The organism is Chlorobium phaeovibrioides (assembly GCF_003968655.1).
GTDB lineage: Bacteria > Bacteroidota > Chlorobiia > Chlorobiales > Chlorobiaceae > Chlorobium > Chlorobium phaeovibrioides.
Genome location: NZ_RXYK01000003.1, coordinates 151,301 through 168,096 on the forward strand (window position 1 = coordinate 151,301; position 16,796 = coordinate 168,096).

The 16,796-nt window shown below is 54.2% G+C and carries 13 protein-coding genes; 4 read left to right on the plus strand and 9 right to left on the minus strand.

Translation table 11 applies throughout. The features are described 5' to 3' along the window. Positions 1-29: 29 nt before the first annotated feature. The 4 genes from EKD02_RS03425 to pheA all read right to left on the minus strand — a co-directional run bounded on the left by EKD02_RS03425 (position 30) and on the right by pheA (position 4,751). Positions 30-257, minus strand: coding sequence for a DUF2795 domain-containing protein (locus tag EKD02_RS03425; RefSeq protein ID WP_011890670.1), 228 nt, complete (start codon positions 255-257; stop codon positions 30-32). Positions 258-281: 24 nt separating this feature from the next. Further along, positions 282-998 carry a M23 family metallopeptidase gene (locus EKD02_RS03430; RefSeq protein ID WP_126383806.1) on the minus strand — a complete coding sequence of 239 codons (717 nt, stop codon included), beginning with the start codon at positions 996-998 and terminating at the stop codon, positions 282-284. 91 nt (positions 999-1,089) lie between these two features. Continuing rightward, positions 1,090-3,912 (minus strand): DNA polymerase I, encoded by a 2,823-nt coding sequence (gene polA / locus EKD02_RS03435; RefSeq protein ID WP_126383809.1) that lies wholly within the window; start codon positions 3,910-3,912, stop codon positions 1,090-1,092. Continuing rightward, positions 3,909-4,751, minus strand: a complete 843-nt coding sequence (gene pheA / locus EKD02_RS03440; protein ID WP_126342036.1) for a prephenate dehydratase — start codon at positions 4,749-4,751, stop codon at positions 3,909-3,911. The genes polA and pheA overlap by 4 nt, the downstream gene beginning before the upstream one ends. A gap of 118 nt (positions 4,752-4,869) precedes the next feature. Here pheA and EKD02_RS03445 point away from each other — a divergent pair, with 118 nt between their 5' ends. The 3 genes from EKD02_RS03445 to EKD02_RS03455 are packed head-to-tail and all read left to right on the plus strand — an operon-like array spanning position 4,870 to position 6,767. Then, positions 4,870-5,622: a YebC/PmpR family DNA-binding transcriptional regulator gene (locus tag EKD02_RS03445; RefSeq protein WP_126342038.1), complete on the plus strand. Its 753-nt coding sequence runs from the start codon at positions 4,870-4,872 to the stop codon at positions 5,620-5,622. A 3-nt stretch (positions 5,623-5,625) separates the two neighbouring features. Then, positions 5,626-6,195 (plus strand): crossover junction endodeoxyribonuclease RuvC, encoded by a 570-nt coding sequence (gene ruvC, locus EKD02_RS03450; protein WP_126342040.1) that lies wholly within the window; start codon positions 5,626-5,628, stop codon positions 6,193-6,195. A gap of 17 nt (positions 6,196-6,212) precedes the next feature. Then, the gene (locus EKD02_RS03455; protein ID WP_011890664.1) at positions 6,213-6,767 is read left to right on the plus strand and encodes a CDP-alcohol phosphatidyltransferase family protein; all 555 of its coding nucleotides are present in this window, start codon (positions 6,213-6,215) and stop codon (positions 6,765-6,767) included. On the opposite strand, the gene EKD02_RS03460 is transcribed toward EKD02_RS03455, so the two are convergent. Both EKD02_RS03460 and EKD02_RS03465 read right to left on the minus strand, forming a co-directional pair. Further along, positions 6,764-8,170: a bifunctional UDP-3-O-[3-hydroxymyristoyl] N-acetylglucosamine deacetylase/3-hydroxyacyl-ACP dehydratase gene (locus EKD02_RS03460; protein WP_126383810.1), complete on the minus strand. Its 1,407-nt coding sequence runs from the start codon at positions 8,168-8,170 to the stop codon at positions 6,764-6,766. The two genes, EKD02_RS03455 and EKD02_RS03460, sit on opposite strands and share 4 nt — an antisense overlap. 110 nt (positions 8,171-8,280) lie before the next feature. Beyond that, a complete protein-coding gene (locus EKD02_RS03465; protein WP_126383812.1) occupies positions 8,281-9,108 on the minus strand; it encodes an inositol monophosphatase family protein in 828 nt (275 codons plus the stop codon). A 189-nt stretch (positions 9,109-9,297) separates the two neighbouring features. On the opposite strand from EKD02_RS03465, the gene EKD02_RS03470 reads away from it, so the two are divergent. Further along, entirely contained in the window at positions 9,298-9,780 is a 483-nt protein-coding gene (locus EKD02_RS03470; RefSeq protein ID WP_126383854.1) for a TspO/MBR family protein, read from the plus strand. Between the two features lie 69 nt (positions 9,781-9,849). On the opposite strand, the gene acs is transcribed toward EKD02_RS03470, so the two are convergent. The 3 genes from acs to EKD02_RS03485 form a co-directional block, all read right to left on the minus strand. Continuing rightward, positions 9,850-11,826: an acetate--CoA ligase gene (gene acs, locus EKD02_RS03475; RefSeq protein WP_126383814.1), complete on the minus strand. Its 1,977-nt coding sequence runs from the start codon at positions 11,824-11,826 to the stop codon at positions 9,850-9,852. Between the two features lie 168 nt (positions 11,827-11,994). Next, on the minus strand, positions 11,995-14,412 hold the full coding sequence (gene leuS / locus EKD02_RS03480; RefSeq protein ID WP_126383816.1) for a leucine--tRNA ligase: 2,418 nt from the start codon (positions 14,410-14,412) through the stop codon (positions 11,995-11,997). A 112-nt stretch (positions 14,413-14,524) separates the two neighbouring features. Beyond that, positions 14,525-16,723, minus strand: coding sequence for a polyribonucleotide nucleotidyltransferase (locus tag EKD02_RS03485; protein ID WP_126383818.1), 2,199 nt, complete (start codon positions 16,721-16,723; stop codon positions 14,525-14,527). Between the last annotated feature and the right edge of the window lie 73 nt (positions 16,724-16,796).

Sequence of the window (16,796 nt, forward strand, 5' to 3'; positions counted from 1 at the left end):
AAAAAAAAAATCCGGAGTGAGGGTGCATTTCAGTTCTGGAGCTCTTCATCACTGTATCCGAAGTCTTCATCGGTCGGGTAGTCTGGCCAGATTTCATCAAGGCTTTCATACATGTCGTCGCTGTCGGGCAGATCCTCAAGGTTTTCAACAACCTGCTGCGGTGCTCCCGTTCTGTTGACATAGTTGATCAGTTCGTCTTTTGTTACCGGCCATGGCGCGTCTGCTATGTATCGGGCAAGGTCGAGATTCCAGTACATATTCAGTTTTTTGTTTTGTTCATATTACGAGTTGCTTCCGTTGTCTTCTTCTGCAGGGCTTTGGTTGGATATGAATTTTTCAGGATGGGCTGCATCAAAGAAGTATGCTGCCGGATCAACCCTCTGTTGACGGCGCATGACCTCATAGTGCAGGTGGGGGCCGGTGGATATTCCCGTGCTGCCGACAAGGCCGATGATCTCCCCTCGTCGAACGCGTTGGCCCATCCGGACAAGTGATTTCGATAGATGAGCATACAGGGTAGTGAATCCGTAGCCGTGGTTGATGACAACTTTCTGGCCGTATCCCCTGTCATAGCCGGACCATGCTACCGTGCCGTCTCCGGTTGCTTCGACATGTGAGCCTTTTGGGGCCGAAAAATCAACTCCTGTATGAAACATCCGCACCTTGTAAATGGGGTGTGTTCTGGCACCGAATGAGCTGGTGACGGGCCCGCTGACAGGTCTGATGTTGGGTACGCATGCCAGGAAAGGACTCTGCTGTGAGTTTTTGAGCCCTTCAGCCGGTGCTGCTTTTCTGCTGTCCCCCTCTTCAATCTGCATGATCAGCTGCTCTATTGTCTGCTCCGTTCCCGGTGCCATGTTCGTGACGGGGGGTTCGGCAGCTCTGAGCTGCATGGGCAAGGCTGTAAAGAAAAGCAGGAAAAAGAGTATGAAGCCGATCGGCTTGATGGCGCGCCGTATTCCCGCACTTCTTTGGGCCTGTGGTATTCTCAATGCCATACAGTCAGTGAATTAGCGCTTTTCTGCGGGAGTTCAGGCTATAATTTTTTGAATATAAAAATTTTTTTTTGATAAGCTCGTGAATAGTTCTTCAGTGCGCTTCGAGCCAGTTTTTTCCGGTTCCGCAGTCCACTTCAACCGGGACGGTTTTCATTCCGCACACGCCGGCAGCTTCAATCATGGCCTCTTCAACCAAGGCGCTGAGGTTTTCCTGCTCCTCGGGCGTTGTTTCAAAGACCAGCTCATCATGGACCTGCAGGAGCATTGATGACTGCATGTCATGTTCCTTCATCCTTTTGCTGCAGAGGATCATTGCGCATTTGATGATGTCGGCTGCGGTGCCCTGGATGGGGGTGTTCATGGCCGCCCGCTCGGCAGCTTTCTGCAGATTTCCGTTTCTGCTTGAGAGGTTGGGGAGGTAGCGGCGTCTGCCGAGAAGGGTGGTGACAAAGCCTTTCTCTCTGCCGGTTGTTTTGATTGTGTCGAGGGCTTCAAAGAGGCCCGGGTATTTAGCCGTATAGGTGCTGATGATGTCTGCGGCTTCGCTTCGGGGTATGTTGAGCCTTTTGGAGAGGCCAAAGGGCTGGATGCCATAGAGAACCCCGAAGTTGACCTCTTTTGCCTTGCGACGCATGTCGGGAGTGATGTCGGGGGTGTCGAAGATGACCCGCGCCGTGGCGCTATGGATGTCTTCGCGATTGCGGAACGCCTCAATGAGTTTGCCATCACCGGAGATTTCTGCGGCGATGCGCAGCTCAATCTGGGAATAGTCAGCCGAAAGCAGAAGGTTTCGGGGGTCGGTGGGGATGAAGGCTTTACGGATTTCCCTTCCGAGCGGGGTGCGGATGGGGATGTTCTGCAGGTTCGGGTTGGACGAAGAGAGTCTGCCTGTGGCGGTGATGTGCTGGTTGAAAGATGTGTGCACGCGTCCTGTCCGGGGGTTGAGCATTTTCGGCAGGGCATCAATATAGGTGGTCTTGATTTTCTGCAGACTCCTGTATTCAAGCAGGTTTCCGACAACGGGATGAAGAGGGGCGAGCTCTTCAAGCACTTCAACATTGGTTGAGAAGCCGGTTTTGGTGGTTTTCTTTGTGGGGAGGCCGAGCACCTCGAAGAGGATCCGGGAGAGCTGTTTTGGTGAGTCAATGTTGAAACTTTCTCCGGCTGCACTGTGGATGGTTTCCTTCAACTGCAGCAGCTGCGTTCCGACGCTTTCGGATGTGGCGGCAAGGTGGCGGGTATCAATACTGATTCCTTGTGATTCCATGGCGCCAAGAACGCTGATCAGCGGGAACTCAAGAGTTTCGCCTATGTGGCGGAGGTTTGGCTCCTCAGCCAGCTCTTTTTGCAGGATGGCGGTAAGGCGGAGTGCTATGTCGGCATCCTGGCATGCGTAGTCGGTGAGTTTTCGGGGCTCGACATCGTCAATGTGAAGTTTCGTTTTCCCTGTCCCTGTCAGCTCGTCGTATTTGGTGGTGCGCAGCTTGAGGTGGCGGGCGGCAAGGTCGTCGAGGTTGTGCGTCGTTTCCGGGTTGAGGAGATAGCTTGCCAGCATGGTGTCGAAACTGATGGGGCTGAGTTCCAGACCATAGTTTTTGAGGACCAGAAGGTCGTACTTGAGGTTCTGTCCCGTTTTGGCTATGGCGGGGTTTTCCAGAAGCGGGCGGAGCAGTTCGATTGTCTTTTCACGGCTGAGGCCTGTACGGGCAAAGGAGATGAAGCTGGCAGTGGCGGGAGTGGCACTGAGCGAGATGCCGGCAAGTTCGGCTTCGCAGGTCTTGAGTGAAGTTGTTTCAGTGTCAACGGCCACAAGTGTTGCTTTCATCAGTTCTGCGACAAGGCTGCTGACCCCTTCTTCGGTGGAAATCATTCTATAGTCAGATCCTTCACGGGGGTCGCCAAGGGCGTCAGTTTCCTTATTTTCGGGCGCTTCAGTGCCTTCCGTCAGAGCATTTCCTGCTGTGGCAAATCCGGGGAACGCATCGGGCAGGCGTCGCGCAATGGTTTTCAGTTCAAGCTCTTTGAGCAGAGCGAGGATCGCATTGCTCTCTGGCGTGGTGCAGGCAAGCTCCTGCAGGGTGACGGGGAGCTCAAGATCAGTACGGATGGTTACCAGGTCGGTAATGAGAGGAAGGCGGGAACGGAACTCTTCAAGGCTGGCTCGGGTTTTGGGGGCAATTTCTTCAAGCTTTTCGTAGACATTTTCCAGAGAGCCGAATCGTCCGAGAAGCGTTGCTGCGGTTTTCGGGCCAATCCCTTTGGCTCCGGGAATGTTGTCGGAAGTGTCACCGGTGAGGGTGAGGAACTGGGTGAACTGAGCGGGCGGAACGCCAAACTGTTCAGCAATTCCTTCCGGGGTGAGCAGCTGCAGTTCGCTGTCGTTTTTTGTGGGGCGGAGCATCGATACCCCTCCATGAACAAGCTGGGCGAGATCTTTGTCGGGGGTGACGATGAAGATGTTGCACTGGTCTTCAAACAGCCGTGCAGCACTCCCTATGAGATCATCTGCTTCGTAGCCGGGGGTTTTCAGGATAGGTATTCCGAGAGCTTCAAGCAGCTTGAAGAGAGGTTCAATCTGGGCAAGCATGTCTTCAGGCGGGGCCTGCCGGTTGGCCTTGTACTGATCGTAAAGGTCGTGGCGGAAGGTTTTTTCCCGGCTGTCAAATGCGGCGGCGAGGTAGCCGGGATGGTAGGTCTCGAAGATTTTGATGAGCGTGGAGAGGAAGCCGAAGAGGGCGCCTGTCGGCTGGCCGCTCCGGTTCTGCATGCCTGAGCGCTGCAGAGCGTAGTGTGCCCTGTAGAGCAGCGCCATGCCGTCAATGAGGAAGAGCGATGGCTTTGTGCCCGCAGGCGGTTGTGCGGTACTGTTCTTGACGCTGTCCTCAGGAAAAAAGTCGTACTGGCGTGTGTTCATGCATTCACCACCCCATAGCTGCCAAGTACTTTGACCATAGTGGCAAACTCTCTGAGATGAGAGAGGGCGTGGCTGATTGCCGGATCGTCACAATGGCCGAGGATGTCGACATGGAAAAGGTACTCGAAGGCCTTTTTGCGGAAAGGGCGTGATTCAATTTTTGTGAGGTCGATGTTGCGCAATGCCATTGTGGCGAGCGCCTTGAAGAGAGATCCCTGTTCATTTGGCAGGGTGAAGACGATTGTGGTTTTCTGGCGCGAGGTGTCATACCCGGCAGTTTGTTCAAGGGATTCAGGATGCTGGGCATGGGTGATGCAGAAGAACCGGGTGATGTTCCACTCTTCGTCGGCGAGGTTCCGCTGAAGGATTTCAAGCCCGTAGAGCTCCCCTGCCCGCTGTGAGGCTATTGCCAGTTTTGTGGGATCTTGTTCCGATGCAATCATTTTGGCGCTGCCGGCGGTGTCGTAGGCGGCTTCGGCGGTAAGGTTCGGGTGGGTGGCAAAGAAATTCCTGCACTGGGCAAGGGCCTGGGGGTGCGAGAGAACGCGCTGTGCTGTTTCGGGCGAAGAACCCTCGAGACCCAGAAGACAGTGTTCCACCTTGACAAAGGTTTCTGCCTTGATGACAACCGGATGCTGGAGCAGGAGGTCATAGTTCTGGTGAATGCTGCCTCCCAGAGAATTTTCCATCGGAAGGACTGCCATGTCTGCTCTCCGGTTTTCGACGGCGGAAAACACCTCTTCAAACGAGTTGCAGGGAAGGGGCTGACCAAGCCGCAGGGCCGCAATTTCACTGTACGCTCCAGGTTCCCCCTGGTAGGCTATCTTCAGGTTTGTCATTATTTTTTCTTGTGATTACCTTGCACTAAAGCCGTTGGAATAGATTTACTTTAAAGAAAATAAATCTATTATCATAGACAGGCCCTTTCCCGAACAATCATTTCAGAAGTTTTTCGCCATGTCAGGACACAGCAAGTGGGCAACCATCAAGAGAAAAAAATCGGCAACAGACCAGAAACGGGGCAACCTGTTCACGAAGCTGGTCAAGGAGATTACCATAGCCGCAAAAATGGGCGGCGGTGACCCGGCTGGAAATCCCAGGCTGCGCCTTGCCATTGATACGGCCCGGTCGAACTCGATGCCGATGGACAACATTCAGCGGGCCATCAAGAAAGGAACCGGTGAGCTTGAGGGTGTAAGTTATGATGAAATTACCTATGAGGGCTATGGACCGGCAGGCATTGCCCTGATTATTGAAACAGCTACGGACAACAAAAACCGGACTGTTGCCGACCTGCGGCACATCATGAGCCGCAACAACGGCTCTCTTGGTGAGAGTGGCAGTGTGTCGTGGATGTTCCATCGAAAGGGAAGTATCGAGGTGCCGGGTGGATCGGCCACCGAGGAGCAGCTGATGGAGGTGCTTCTTGATGCGGGTCTGGAGGATATTGGTGGAGACGCTGAGGGTGGTTATACTGTGACTACAGATGTGCATGATCTTGAGTCGGCAAAAAAAGCCCTTGAGGAGGCCGGAATAGCTTATGAGAACGCCAAAATGGATCTGATCCCGGAGAACTTCATTGAGCTTGAGGCTGATGACGCCCGCAAGGTCATCAAACTGATTGACGCTCTTGAGGGTAATGACGATATACAGGCCGTTTTCAGCAACATGGAGATCAGCGAGGGTGCCATGGACAGCCTTGACGAGTAGAGTATGGTTGTGCTGGGGATAGATCCCGGAAGTCTCGCTACCGGTTACGGCGTTGTTTCCGGGGACGGAAGGGAGTCGTTTCGGGCACTTTCCTGCGGTCTGATACGCCTCCATCCCCGAAAGAGCCATGCTGTGAGGGTGGGGGAGATATATCGGGAGCTCAGTGAGCTGATTGGTGAGTTGAAGCCGGATCGGGTGGCCATTGAAACCGCTTTTGTTGGAAAGAATGTACAGTCGGCCCTCAAGCTCGGGCAGGTGAGGGGGGCCATCATGGCGCTCTCGTTCAATAGCGGGGTGCCGATTTTCGAGTATGCTCCCCGGGAGGTGAAGTCAGCGGTGACCGGTCGTGGAGGAGCTGCAAAGGAGCAGGTTGCCTTCATGGTGGCCTCAATGCTTTCCCTCAGCAGTGTGCCGAAGCCTTTTGATGTGACTGATGCGCTGGGTGTTGCGCTCTGTGATCTCCTGCGGTGCGGGGGTGGTCAGAAAGAACGCCAGACAGATATGAAGGGTTCGGGTGGAGGGTTGTGCAGCTGGGGTGATTTTGTGCGTGCAAGTCCGGACAGGGTTCTCTAACCATTAAATCATACGCTTTGCAGGGTCATATTTTCAACCTTCCCAATGCGTTGAGTTTCCTCAGGATTCTTCTGATCCCATGGTTTCTCTATTATCTCCATGTCGGGAATACAACTGTAGCTGTATCGCTGATGCTTGTTGCCGTCCTCTCAGACTGGTTTGACGGGCAGGCGGCGCGCTGGACGAATGAGGTGTCGGAGATGGGCAAGATTCTCGATCCCCTGGCCGACAAGCTCTGTCTGGCAAGTGTTGCGCTCTATTACCTTTGGGTTGGTGAGCTTCCCCTCTGGTTTGTCCTGTTTGCCGTTGTGCGCGATCTCGTGATTTTCGGCGGGGCTGCCTGGGTGCGTCACCGTCACCAGATGGTCACTACTTCACTATGGCCCGGAAAGTGGGCTGTGGGTTTTGTGTCCATGCTCTTCATCACAATGGTGTGGCCGCTCCCGATTTTTGAGAGCTGGCCGTTCAAGGAGCTTTTCCTCTACCTTTCCACCATCATGCTGTTCTACTCCTTTGTTCTCTACTGCATCCGTTTTTACCGGATTCACAAGGGACTTGAATTCAGGAGTTAGTTCCCGGGCTTGTCCATTACGGTTGCCATCAGTGAGGCTTCACATACCAGTTCGCCCCTTACGAAGGCTTTTGCCTCAAACTGGCAGACGCTTCTTCGCATATTGACCATGACCCCTTCAATAACAAGTGTGTCGCCCGGCAGTACCGGCTTGCGGAACCGTGCTTTGTCTATTGCCATGAAGTAGACAACGCTCTCTTTCGTATTGTCTTTGCCGTTGAGCATCATGATGCCTCCAGTCTGCGCCATTGCCTCAATGATGAGCACGCCCGGCATGACGGGATTGCCCGGGAAATGCCCCTGGAAGAATGGCTCGTTCATGGTGACATTCTTTATGGCGACAATTTTTTCGTCAAGCTTGAACTCGACGATTTTGTCTATCAAAAGGAATGGGTAGCGATGAGGCAGCATTTTCTGGATGGCGTTGATGTCAAAAATCACGCCGGCTTTTTTCTCGTGCTGGTACTGACGGGCCAGTTTGTTGCGGTCGGCATATTTTTTAAGCTGGCGGACAAACTCGACATTTGATGCATGTCCGGGACGGGCTGCAAGCACCTGGGCTTTGACTGGCATGCCGAGAAGCGCCATGTCGCCAAGGAGGTCGAGCAGTTTGTGCCGGGCAGGCTCGTTCTTGTAGCGGAGCTCGCGGTTGTTGAGGATTCCGTTCTCTCCAATGACAAGGTGGTCGCTGTCGAGTCCCAGTTTTTCGCCGAGATCCAGCATCTCCCTTTTTTCCATCTCCTTGTCAATGATGACAATGGCGTTGTCGACATCACCGCCTTTGATGATGCCCTGGCCGGCAAGTGCTTCAACTTCAGAGAGGAAGCAGAAGGTTCGGGAGGGTGCGAACTCGGTGAGGAACTCCTGTTCCAGGTCGAAGAGTCCGGAGTGCTGTGAACCGAGGGCGGGATTCTTGTAGTCGACCATGACAGTGGTGCGGAAGTTGTCAAGCGGCAAAGCTACGATGTCCACACTGTTTTCGGTGTCGTGGTACTCAATGGTTTCGTCTATGACCAGATAGTTTTTCGGCTCATCCTGATCTTCAAAGCCAGCTTCAATGAGGGCTTCTGCAAAAGGGAGCGAACTTCCGTCCATGACCGGGGGTTCCGGTCCGTCCATCTCAATGCGGCAGTTGTCAACCTGCAGGCCGTAGAGGGCTCCGAGAACATGTTCCGTGGTGTAGACCTTGACGCCGCCAATGCCGATGGTGGTACCGCGGAGCACTTCAACCACATTGTCTATCAGCGCAGGGATTTCGGGGCTGTCCGCCACATCGGTCCTGATGAAACGGTAACCGTATCCGGCCGGTGCCGGCTTGAAAGTGATTCTGCATTCCTTGCCGGTATGCAGTCCTGTTCCCGAGAGGGAGGCTTCTTTTTTGAGTGTGCGCTGATGAATGAGCATCGTGTGTTGTTGTTGCTCCCGCCAGGACAGCCGTGGCGGAAAATGGGCCCCTGTGTCATGAGGCAAAAGTGATGATTTTCAAGATACGAAAGAAGAGGATTCTCTTCAAATCATAGAGGAGTTGAAGAGGGTGGATCTTCCGGGGGGAAGTGTCGTTGTGCCATTGACAGCAGGAGAGGGTGAGTCAGGCTGCTGCCTGCAATGATGCTTTTATGGCTGAAAACATCCCGCTTTCCATGAAAGTCGGTGACTATGCCGCCAGCTTCGCGTACAAGAAGCACTCCCGCGGCGAAGTCCCATGGGAGAAGTTTGTATTCCCAGAAGCCGTCGAACCGTCCGCAGGCGGTATATGCCAGATCGATTGCCGCGGAGCCGGCGCGCCTGACGCCTGAAGAGATATGAATGACATCGCGGAGCATCTCCATGTAGCTGTCGAGATAGCCATAGTCCTTGAAAGGGAGCCCCGTGGCTATAAGGTAGCCATCTTCTTCCTGCCGGTCTGTTACGCGGATGGGTTTGCCGTTGAGCAGGGCTCCCTTTCCCGGTTCAGCAGTGAAAAGTTCGTTGGTGATGGGAAGATAGACTACGCCTGCGATGAGTTCTCCGTCGCTTCCCTGAAGAGCTATGCTGATGGAGAATACAGGAAAGGAGTGAATGAAGTTCAGTGTGCCGTCAAGCGGGTCGACTATCCATCTGCGTCCAGATCGGGGCGTCATTGTTGTCCCCTCTTCGCAGAGCATACCGTCCTCGGGGAAGGCTTCGGAGAGGATGAGGCTGATTTCGGCTTCGCATTGCCTGTCTGTTTCTGTGACGAAATCCTTGAACTCTTTGGTGTGGATTTCGCTTTTTCGGAGCTCGCCGAATTTATTGAGGGTAATTGCCCCTGCTGCATGGGCCGCTCGCGTGGCGGTAAGGATTTCCGGGGATTGTTGCGGCATGGCTGTTGGCGGAGGGTCAGATTAAGATGGTTATGACTGTTTCAAGGTGGCAATATAGTATTTCGCTGGTATTTCCGTTCGGAACGGGCGGCTTGCATGGCGGGAATTATCCCTCTTTGTACTATGTTGCATTGGGTGTCTCAACAATACTCTTTCCTGATAAGAGTCCAATTAATACAAATCATGATCATGAAAAATCTCAATCCATTGAAGACAGGACTGGCGATAGCGATCTGTTTCGTTTTTGCCTATGGTGGCAGCATTTTTACTCCGCTGCCCGGTTCGGAGTGGTATTACCAGATACTCAACAAACCTTCCTGGAATCCGCCGGACTGGCTCTTTCTTCCTGTCTGGACGGTACTGTTCTTGATGATGGGTACGGCTATGGGGCTTGTGGCGAGCAAAGAGGGGGCTCCTGTGGAGCAGGTGCGCTCGGCCTGGATTGTCTTTGTGGGCCAGCTTGTCCTGAACCTGGCCTGGTCCACGGCATTTTTCGGCCTCCACTCTCCGCTTCTTGCCATGGGCGTGATTGTGCTGCTTTGGGCGGCAATTGTTGTGACGATGATGCAGTTCCGTGCTGTTGTTCCCCTTGCAGCATGGTTGCTGGTTCCCTATCTCGCCTGGGTCAGTTTTGCGGGCTTCCTGAACTTCATCATCTGGCAGATGAACTGAGTGGGGGTATAGGGTGTACAATGAAAAAAGCCCGGTGGATGCCGGGCTTTTTTCATGTTCGTCTCCTGCTCAGCTTTCATCTTCCTTCTCGCGGAGGTTTTCAAGAACGCCGAAGTCTTCAAGGGTGGTGACATCTCCCTTGATTTCGTTGCTGGTTGCCAGCTCGCGGAGGAGGCGACGCATGATTTTGCCGCTTCTGGTTTTCGGGAGTCCTTTTGCCCACCTGATTTCGTCGGGCTTGGCTATGGGGCCGATCTCCTTGGCTACATGGTTGCGCAGTGCCTCACGCAGCTTCATGTCGCCTTCGTATTCGTCCTTGAGGGTGACGAAGGCAACAAGAGCGTTGCCCTTGATGTCGTCGGGACGGCTGACTACTGCGGCTTCTGCAACGGCCTCGTATGAGACGAGGGCGCTTTCAACTTCGCTGGTGCCGAGCCTGTGACCTGATACATTGACCACATCATCAACGCGGCCCATGATCCAGATGTAACCGTCCTCATCCTTTCGTGCACCGTCACCTGTGAAGTACATGTCGTGGAATTCTGACCAGTAGGTTTCTTCATACCGTTTGTTGTCGCCGTAGATGGTACGGAGCATTGATGGCCATGGCTTTTTGATGACCAGGTAGCCGCCTTCATTCGGGCCGCATGGGGTGCCGTCTTTCTGGACGACATCTGCCATGATGCCGGGAAGGGGACGGGTTGCGGTGCCGGGTTTGGTCGGGGTTGCTCCGGGAAGGGGAGAGACCATGATGCCACCGGTTTCAGTCTGCCACCAGGTGTCGACAATCGGGCATTTCTCCTGCCCTACCACCTTGTGATACCACATCCAGGCTTCGGGGTTGATTGGTTCGCCGACTGTGCCGAGAAGGCGCAGCGAACTGATGTTGTGCTTGGTGACCCATTCGTCGCCGGCGCGGATGAAGGCGCGGATGGCGGTAGGGGCCGTGTAGAGAATGGTGACTTTGTGGCGGTTGATGATGTCCCAGAAGCGGTCCCACTGGGGGTAGTTCGGGGCACCTTCATACATGAGCAGGGTTGCGCCGTTGAGAAGCGGCCCATAGACCATGTAGCTGTGGCCGGTGATCCAGCCGACATCAGCAGTACACCAGTAGATGTCATCGTCGCGGATGTCGAAGACATAGCGGAACGAACTTGCTGCGTGGACCATGTAGCCGGCGGTGGTGTGCAGAATGCCTTTGGGCTTTCCTGTTGAGCCACTGGTGTAGAGGACGAAGAGCGGATGTTCGGATTCAACCTCCACGGGTTCAGATTCGTCGGATGCCAGCCCCATGAGGTCGTGCCACCAGTGATCCATGCCGTCGTGCATGCTGATTTCCTCTCCGGTCACCTTCAGGACGATGACGCTGCGGACGGAAGGGGTGTTGACGATTGCCTCGTCGACAATATTCTTGAGGTTGATTGAACCACCGCGGCGACGGGTGCCGTCACAGCAGATGATGAGTTTTGCGCGGGAGTCGTTGACCCGTTCGGTAATGGCGTGGGCTGAAAAACCTGCGAAGATGACATTGTGGACAGCGCCTACTCGTGCACATGCCAGAACAGCTATGACCAGCTCAGGCACCATGCCCATGTAGATTGCTACGCGGTCACCGGGTTTGATTCCTGCAATTCTCAGTACATTGGCGAACTTTGAGACCTGGCGGTGGAGTTCTCCGTAGGTGAGTACCCGCTGCTCACCCTCTTCGCCTTCCCATATGATGGCGGCTTTGTTTTTTCTCCAGCTGTTGGCGTGAACATCAACGGCATTGTAGCAGATGTTTGTGGTGCCGCCGTTGAACCATTTTGCATAGGGGGTATCCCATTCGAGCACGCTGTCCCACTTTTTGAACCAGTGAAACTCTTCGGCAAGGCCTCCCCAGTAGCTGTCGGGGTCCTCTGCGGCTGCCTTGTACAGTGTTTCGTACTCTTCCATGCTTCCGATTCGGGCTTTTTCCGAAAATGCTGCCGGAGGGGGAAATTTTCGCTTTTCAGACATGACAGAGCTTATCGCGTCTGTCCCTTTCTTGTTGTCGTCTGTAGCCATTGATCGCCAGGATTTATGTGTTGAAAAAATCACGGGTTTCCTCTTTTTTGGCGGCATGACTCACTTCCGTCACACCGGGGGAAGCCTGAACAGGAATGTTACATAAAAAAATGTTCTTCATCAATGATTGTGACAGCCTCTCTCCGGGCTCTTGCCGTATCGCTCACCCTATTTTACGGCAAAATTTATGAGTTTGTCGGGAACAACGATTTCTTTCATGATTGTGACCCCTTCAAGGAATTTCTTCACCCCTTCAAGGGCTTTGGCCTCATTCAGCAGCTGTTCTTTCGGGCAGCCCGGTGCTGCGGTGAATGAGCCTCTGAGTTTTCCGTTGACCTGGACTGCTATGGTCACTTCTTTGTCCTGTGCAAGTTCCGGATCAAACTCAGGGAAGGGAGCAAGGGAAATGGATTCCTGGTGGCCGAGTGCTTCCCAGAGCTCTTCCGAGAGGTGAGGCGCATAGGGGGCGAGCAGGAGGAGAAGGGTTTCGACGGCAATGCGGCTGCTTTCTCCGGTGCGGTGCAGTTCGTTGGTGAACACCATCATTTCGGCAATGGCGGTGTTGAATTTGAGGTTTTCAGTGTCCGCAGCAACTTTTTTGATGGTTTTGTGCATCCGTCGCAGGAGGTCAGGGGAGGGTGCGAGGGTGGAGAGGTCGGCCCGTGTGCCTTCTGGCTCTGGCCAGACAAGCCGCCATACCCGTGAGAGAAACCGGCTGACGCCTTCTATTCCATTGGTGTTCCATGGCTTGACCTGTTCGAGGGGACCGAGGAACATCTCGTACAGCCGGACTGCGTCGGCGCCGTAGGTCTGGAGTACATGGTCCGCAGGAATGACATTGCCCCGGGATTTAGACATTTTTTCGTTGTCTTCTCCCAGAATCATTCCCTGGTTGAAGAGCCGCTGGAAGGGCTCTTTTGTGCTGACGACCTTGAGGTCAAAGAGTACCTTGTGCCAGAATCGGGCGTAGAGCAGATGGAGTACGGCATGTTCCGCACCTCCTATGTAAAGGTCAACATTCATCCAGTAGGCCTCTTTGGCAGGGTCGACGGGAAGCTTGCTGTTGTGGGGGTCAATGAAGCGGAGGTAGTACCAGCAGCTCCCGGCCCATTGCGGCATGGTGTTGGTTTCACGACGGAAGGGGCCGTTTTCATCAGTGCCGTTAAGCCATTCGGGGATGTTGGCCAGCGGTGATTCACCGGTTTCGGTGGGCTGGTATGCCTCAACCTCCGGCAGCATCAGGGGGAGGCTGGTTTCGGGTTTCAGTGTTCCATCGGGGTAATGTTTGATGGGTATCGGTTCTCCCCAGTAACGCTGACGGCTGAATATCCAGTCGCGGAGACGGTAGTTGACCTTTCGTTTTCCTGCTTTTTTCTTTTCAAGCCATGAAGCCATCAGTTCAAATGCTTCCGGAAAGGCAAGGCCGTTGAGGCTGATGTCATTGTTGCTGGAGTTGACAACCGTACTGTCTTTGCCTTCAAAGACTTCCTGCTGGACATCGTGGGGGCTTTTGACCACCTCGATGATCGGGAGGCCATACTGTTTTGCAAATTCCCAGTCGCGGCTGTCGTGAGCAGGGACCGACATGATTGCGCCTGTGCCGTAGCTGGTGAGCACGAAGTCAGATATCCATACGGGGAGCGGTTCGCCGGTGGCGGGGTTGATTGCGTAGGATCCGGTGAAAACACCTGTTTTGTCTTTCTGAAGTCCGGTGCGTTCCAGCTCGGTTTTGAGCTTCGCTTTTGCGATGTACTCCTTGACGGCAACCAGCTGCTGCGCAGTGGCAAGTTTTTCAGCCATTGCGTGTTCCGGGGAGATGACCAGATAGGTGGCTCCAAAGAGTGTATCGGGTCGGGTGGTGTAGACCCGGAGCATTGTTCTGTGACAGCGGAGTTCAAAGTCAACCTCCACTCCTTCGCTTCTCCCGATCCAGTTGCGCTGCATCTGCTTCACATTTTCGGGCCAGTCGAGCCCGTCAAGGTCTTCAAGAAGACGGTCGGCGTAGGCAGTTATTTTCAGTACCCACTGGCGGAGCGGGCGACGGACAACGGTAAGGCCGTCTGCCAATTTTTCCTCAACCTCTTCATTGGCAAGCACTGCACGGAGTTCAACGCACCAGTTGACATCCACCTCCGACATATAGGCCAGCCCCATTTCATGAAGTTTCAGGAAGATCCACTGTGTCCATTGGAAGTATCCTGGGTCGGTGGTGTTGATTTCGCGCGACCAGTCATACGAAAAACCCATTGCCTGAAGAGTTTCCTTGAAGTTGGCAATGTTTTTTTGTGTCGTGTCGCTGGGGTGGGTTCCTGTTTTGATTGCGAACTGTTCGGCTGGAAGGCCGAAAGCGTCCCATCCCATCGGGTGGAGCACATTGTACCCGCGGCTGCGCCGGTAACGGGCAGAGATGTCGGAGGCGGTGTAGCCTTCAAGATGGCCGACATGGAGCCCTGAGCCGCTGGGGTAGGGGAACATGTCGAGCACATAGTATTTGGGCTTTTCGGGCGCTTCTCCGGTTTTGAATGTTTCCTGCTGTTTCCAGCGGGCCTGCCATTTTTTTTCCGTCTTTGAAAAATCGTACCTCATGGGGCGCAGTGTCGTTCTGGTCTTTGTTCGTAAAAGAAAAAGCAGTGCAGGGTCTTCTGCACTGCTTTTTGGCTTCAAGGGTTCAGTGATGAGTTTCGTTGACTGTTCTGCCTCAGCTGTTTGTTTCTGCAGCAGCGGCTTCCGTTCCCGGATCGGGAGCATCAAGAGCTGCTTTGATGGAGAGGGCGAAACGGGTTTTTCCTGTTCTGGGATCCTTGCGGATGTCGACAAGCTTCACCTTGACCCGCTCTCCAACCTTCAGATGGTCGCTGACTTTGGCAACCCGCTCATTGGCGATTTCGGAGATGTGGACCAACCCGTCGGTTTTCGGGATGAATTCTACAAATGCACCGAGTTCATCGCGAATGTCGCGAACTTTTCCAATGTAGACAGTGCCTACTTCGGGTTTGGCAATCAGCGCCTTGATGATTTCAACAGCTCCTTTGGTCCCCTCGTTGCTTGAGCAGGCGATGGTGACTGTGCCGTCGTCCTCGATGTTGATTTCCGCACCGGTCTCTTCGGTGATGCTGCGGATGGTTTCTCCACCCTTTCCGATGATGAGGCCGATTGATTCAACGGGTACCTGAATTGCGGTCAGGCGGGGTGCGTAGTGTGCCAGATCTTCGCGGGAGGCGGGAATGGCTTCCTCCATTTTGTCGAGGATGTGGAACCTTCCACGACGAGCCTGTTCGAGGGCGGTTTCAAGGATGTGGTAATCGAGGCCGTCAATCTTGATGTCCATCTGGCATGCGGTGATGCCGTCGCGGGTGCCCGATACCTTGAAGTCCATGTCGCCGAGATGATCTTCGTTGCCGAGGATGTCGGAGAGGACTGCGTACTCGGATCCCTCTTTGATGAGACCCATGGCGATTCCCGATACTGCTTTCTTCAGGGGGACGCCACCGTCCATGAGGGCGAGCGTGCCGCCGCAGACCGAGGCCATTGAGGATGAACCGTTTGACTCAAGAATTTCCGAGACGATGCGGATTGTGTAGGGGAACTCCTGCTCGGTTGGGGCTACCATTCTGATTGCCCGTTCGGCAAGGTTGCCATGGCCGATTTCACGGCGTCCGGTTGTGCCGAGTCTGCCGACTTCGCCGACCGAGAATGGCGGGAAGTTGTAGTGGAGCATAAAGCGTTTGTCGGCGCTGTTGGTGAGAGTGTCGACCGACTGTGCATCCTTTTTGGTGCCGAGGGTGACGGCAACCAGTGCCTGGGTTTCGCCACGGGTGAAGAGTGCTGAACCGTGGGCGCGTGGTATGACTCCAAGGTCTATGGAGATGGGGCGGACCTGGTCGAGGGTGCGTCCGTCAAGCCGTTTGGCGTCGTCAAGAATCATGCGGCGCATGACATCTTTTTCAACGGAGTGGATCTCTTCTTCGATGATGTGCTCGTTGGTGAAGAGCGCCTTGGATGGATCGGCAGCAAGGTCTTCGGAGCTGAATGCGGCACTGAAGTGTTCAACCGCGCTTTTGAGGGTTTCACCGTAGATCTCTTTGGTGCGCTCGGCCCGTTCTTCCTTGGCAAGTGCGGTGTAGGCAAGCTCTTTGAGACGGGCTTTGCATGCGTCACTGATGAATGCACCGAGTTCGGATGGTACCTGGAGAGGAGCGAAGGGGCGTTTTGCTTTTGCCACTGCTGCCTGCACGCTGTCCTGAAGTGCGCAGAGTTTTTTGATGGCTTCGTGGCCGAAACGGATTGCCTCAAGCATTTCTGCTTCCGAAATTTCCTTCATTTCACCCTCGAGCATGCAGATGGTTCCTGCGGTGCCGCCGATGGAGATGTCGATGTCGCTTCCTTCAAGCTCGTCAATGGTCGGGTTGATGATGAACTGGCCGTTGACTCTTCCGACCCTGACTTCGGACATTGCGTTCTCGAAGGGGATATCGGAGACCATGATGGCCGCTGACGCAGCAAGACCACCGAGAACATCGGCATCGTTCTGCTGGTCGCTGGAAATGACATTGATGATGACCTGGGTTTCATAGTAATACCCAGTCGGGAAGAGAGGGCGGAGCGCACGGTCAATCAGGCGGGCTGAGAGAATCTCTTTTTCCGAGGGACGGGCTTCTCGTTTGAAGAAGCCGCCGGGGAATTTGCCTGCGGCATAATATTTTTCGCGGTATTCAACCTGGAGCGGAAAGAAATCCTGGTTGGGGGAGGGCGTTTTTTTGCTGGAAACAACAGTCGCTATGACCATTGTGTCACCCATGCGGACAACAGTGGCGCCATCTGCCTGTTTTGCCATTCTTCCGGTTTCAATCGAGATCGTTTTGCCCTGGCCGAGATCAATTTCTTTCGTGATAATCATAAACATCGTTTGGTGTTGGTGATGGGAAATTTGTCGGGTCTGTCCACTTGAATGGATTTTGCCCTGTCTTTAA

Coding starts and splice junctions, on each gene's coding strand:
- EKD02_RS03425 (WP_011890670.1), bottom strand. CDS start 257: ATGTACTGGAATCTCGACCTTGCCCGATACATAGCAGACGCGCCATGG.
- EKD02_RS03430 (WP_126383806.1), bottom strand. CDS start 998: ATGGCATTGAGAATACCACAGGCCCAAAGAAGTGCGGGAATACGGCGC.
- polA (WP_126383809.1), bottom strand. CDS start 3,912: ATGAACACACGCCAGTACGACTTTTTTCCTGAGGACAGCGTCAAGAAC.
- pheA (WP_126342036.1), bottom strand. CDS start 4,751: ATGACAAACCTGAAGATAGCCTACCAGGGGGAACCTGGAGCGTACAGT.
- EKD02_RS03445 (WP_126342038.1), top strand. CDS start 4,870: ATGTCAGGACACAGCAAGTGGGCAACCATCAAGAGAAAAAAATCGGCA.
- ruvC (WP_126342040.1), top strand. CDS start 5,626: ATGGTTGTGCTGGGGATAGATCCCGGAAGTCTCGCTACCGGTTACGGC.
- EKD02_RS03460 (WP_126383810.1), bottom strand. CDS start 8,170: ATGCTCATTCATCAGCGCACACTCAAAAAAGAAGCCTCCCTCTCGGGA.
- EKD02_RS03465 (WP_126383812.1), bottom strand. CDS start 9,108: ATGCCGCAACAATCCCCGGAAATCCTTACCGCCACGCGAGCGGCCCAT.
- EKD02_RS03470 (WP_126383854.1), top strand. CDS start 9,298: ATGAAAAATCTCAATCCATTGAAGACAGGACTGGCGATAGCGATCTGT.
- acs (WP_126383814.1), bottom strand. CDS start 11,826: ATGGCTACAGACGACAACAAGAAAGGGACAGACGCGATAAGCTCTGTC.
- leuS (WP_126383816.1), bottom strand. CDS start 14,412: ATGAGGTACGATTTTTCAAAGACGGAAAAAAAATGGCAGGCCCGCTGG.
- EKD02_RS03485 (WP_126383818.1), bottom strand. CDS start 16,723: ATGATTATCACGAAAGAAATTGATCTCGGCCAGGGCAAAACGATCTCG.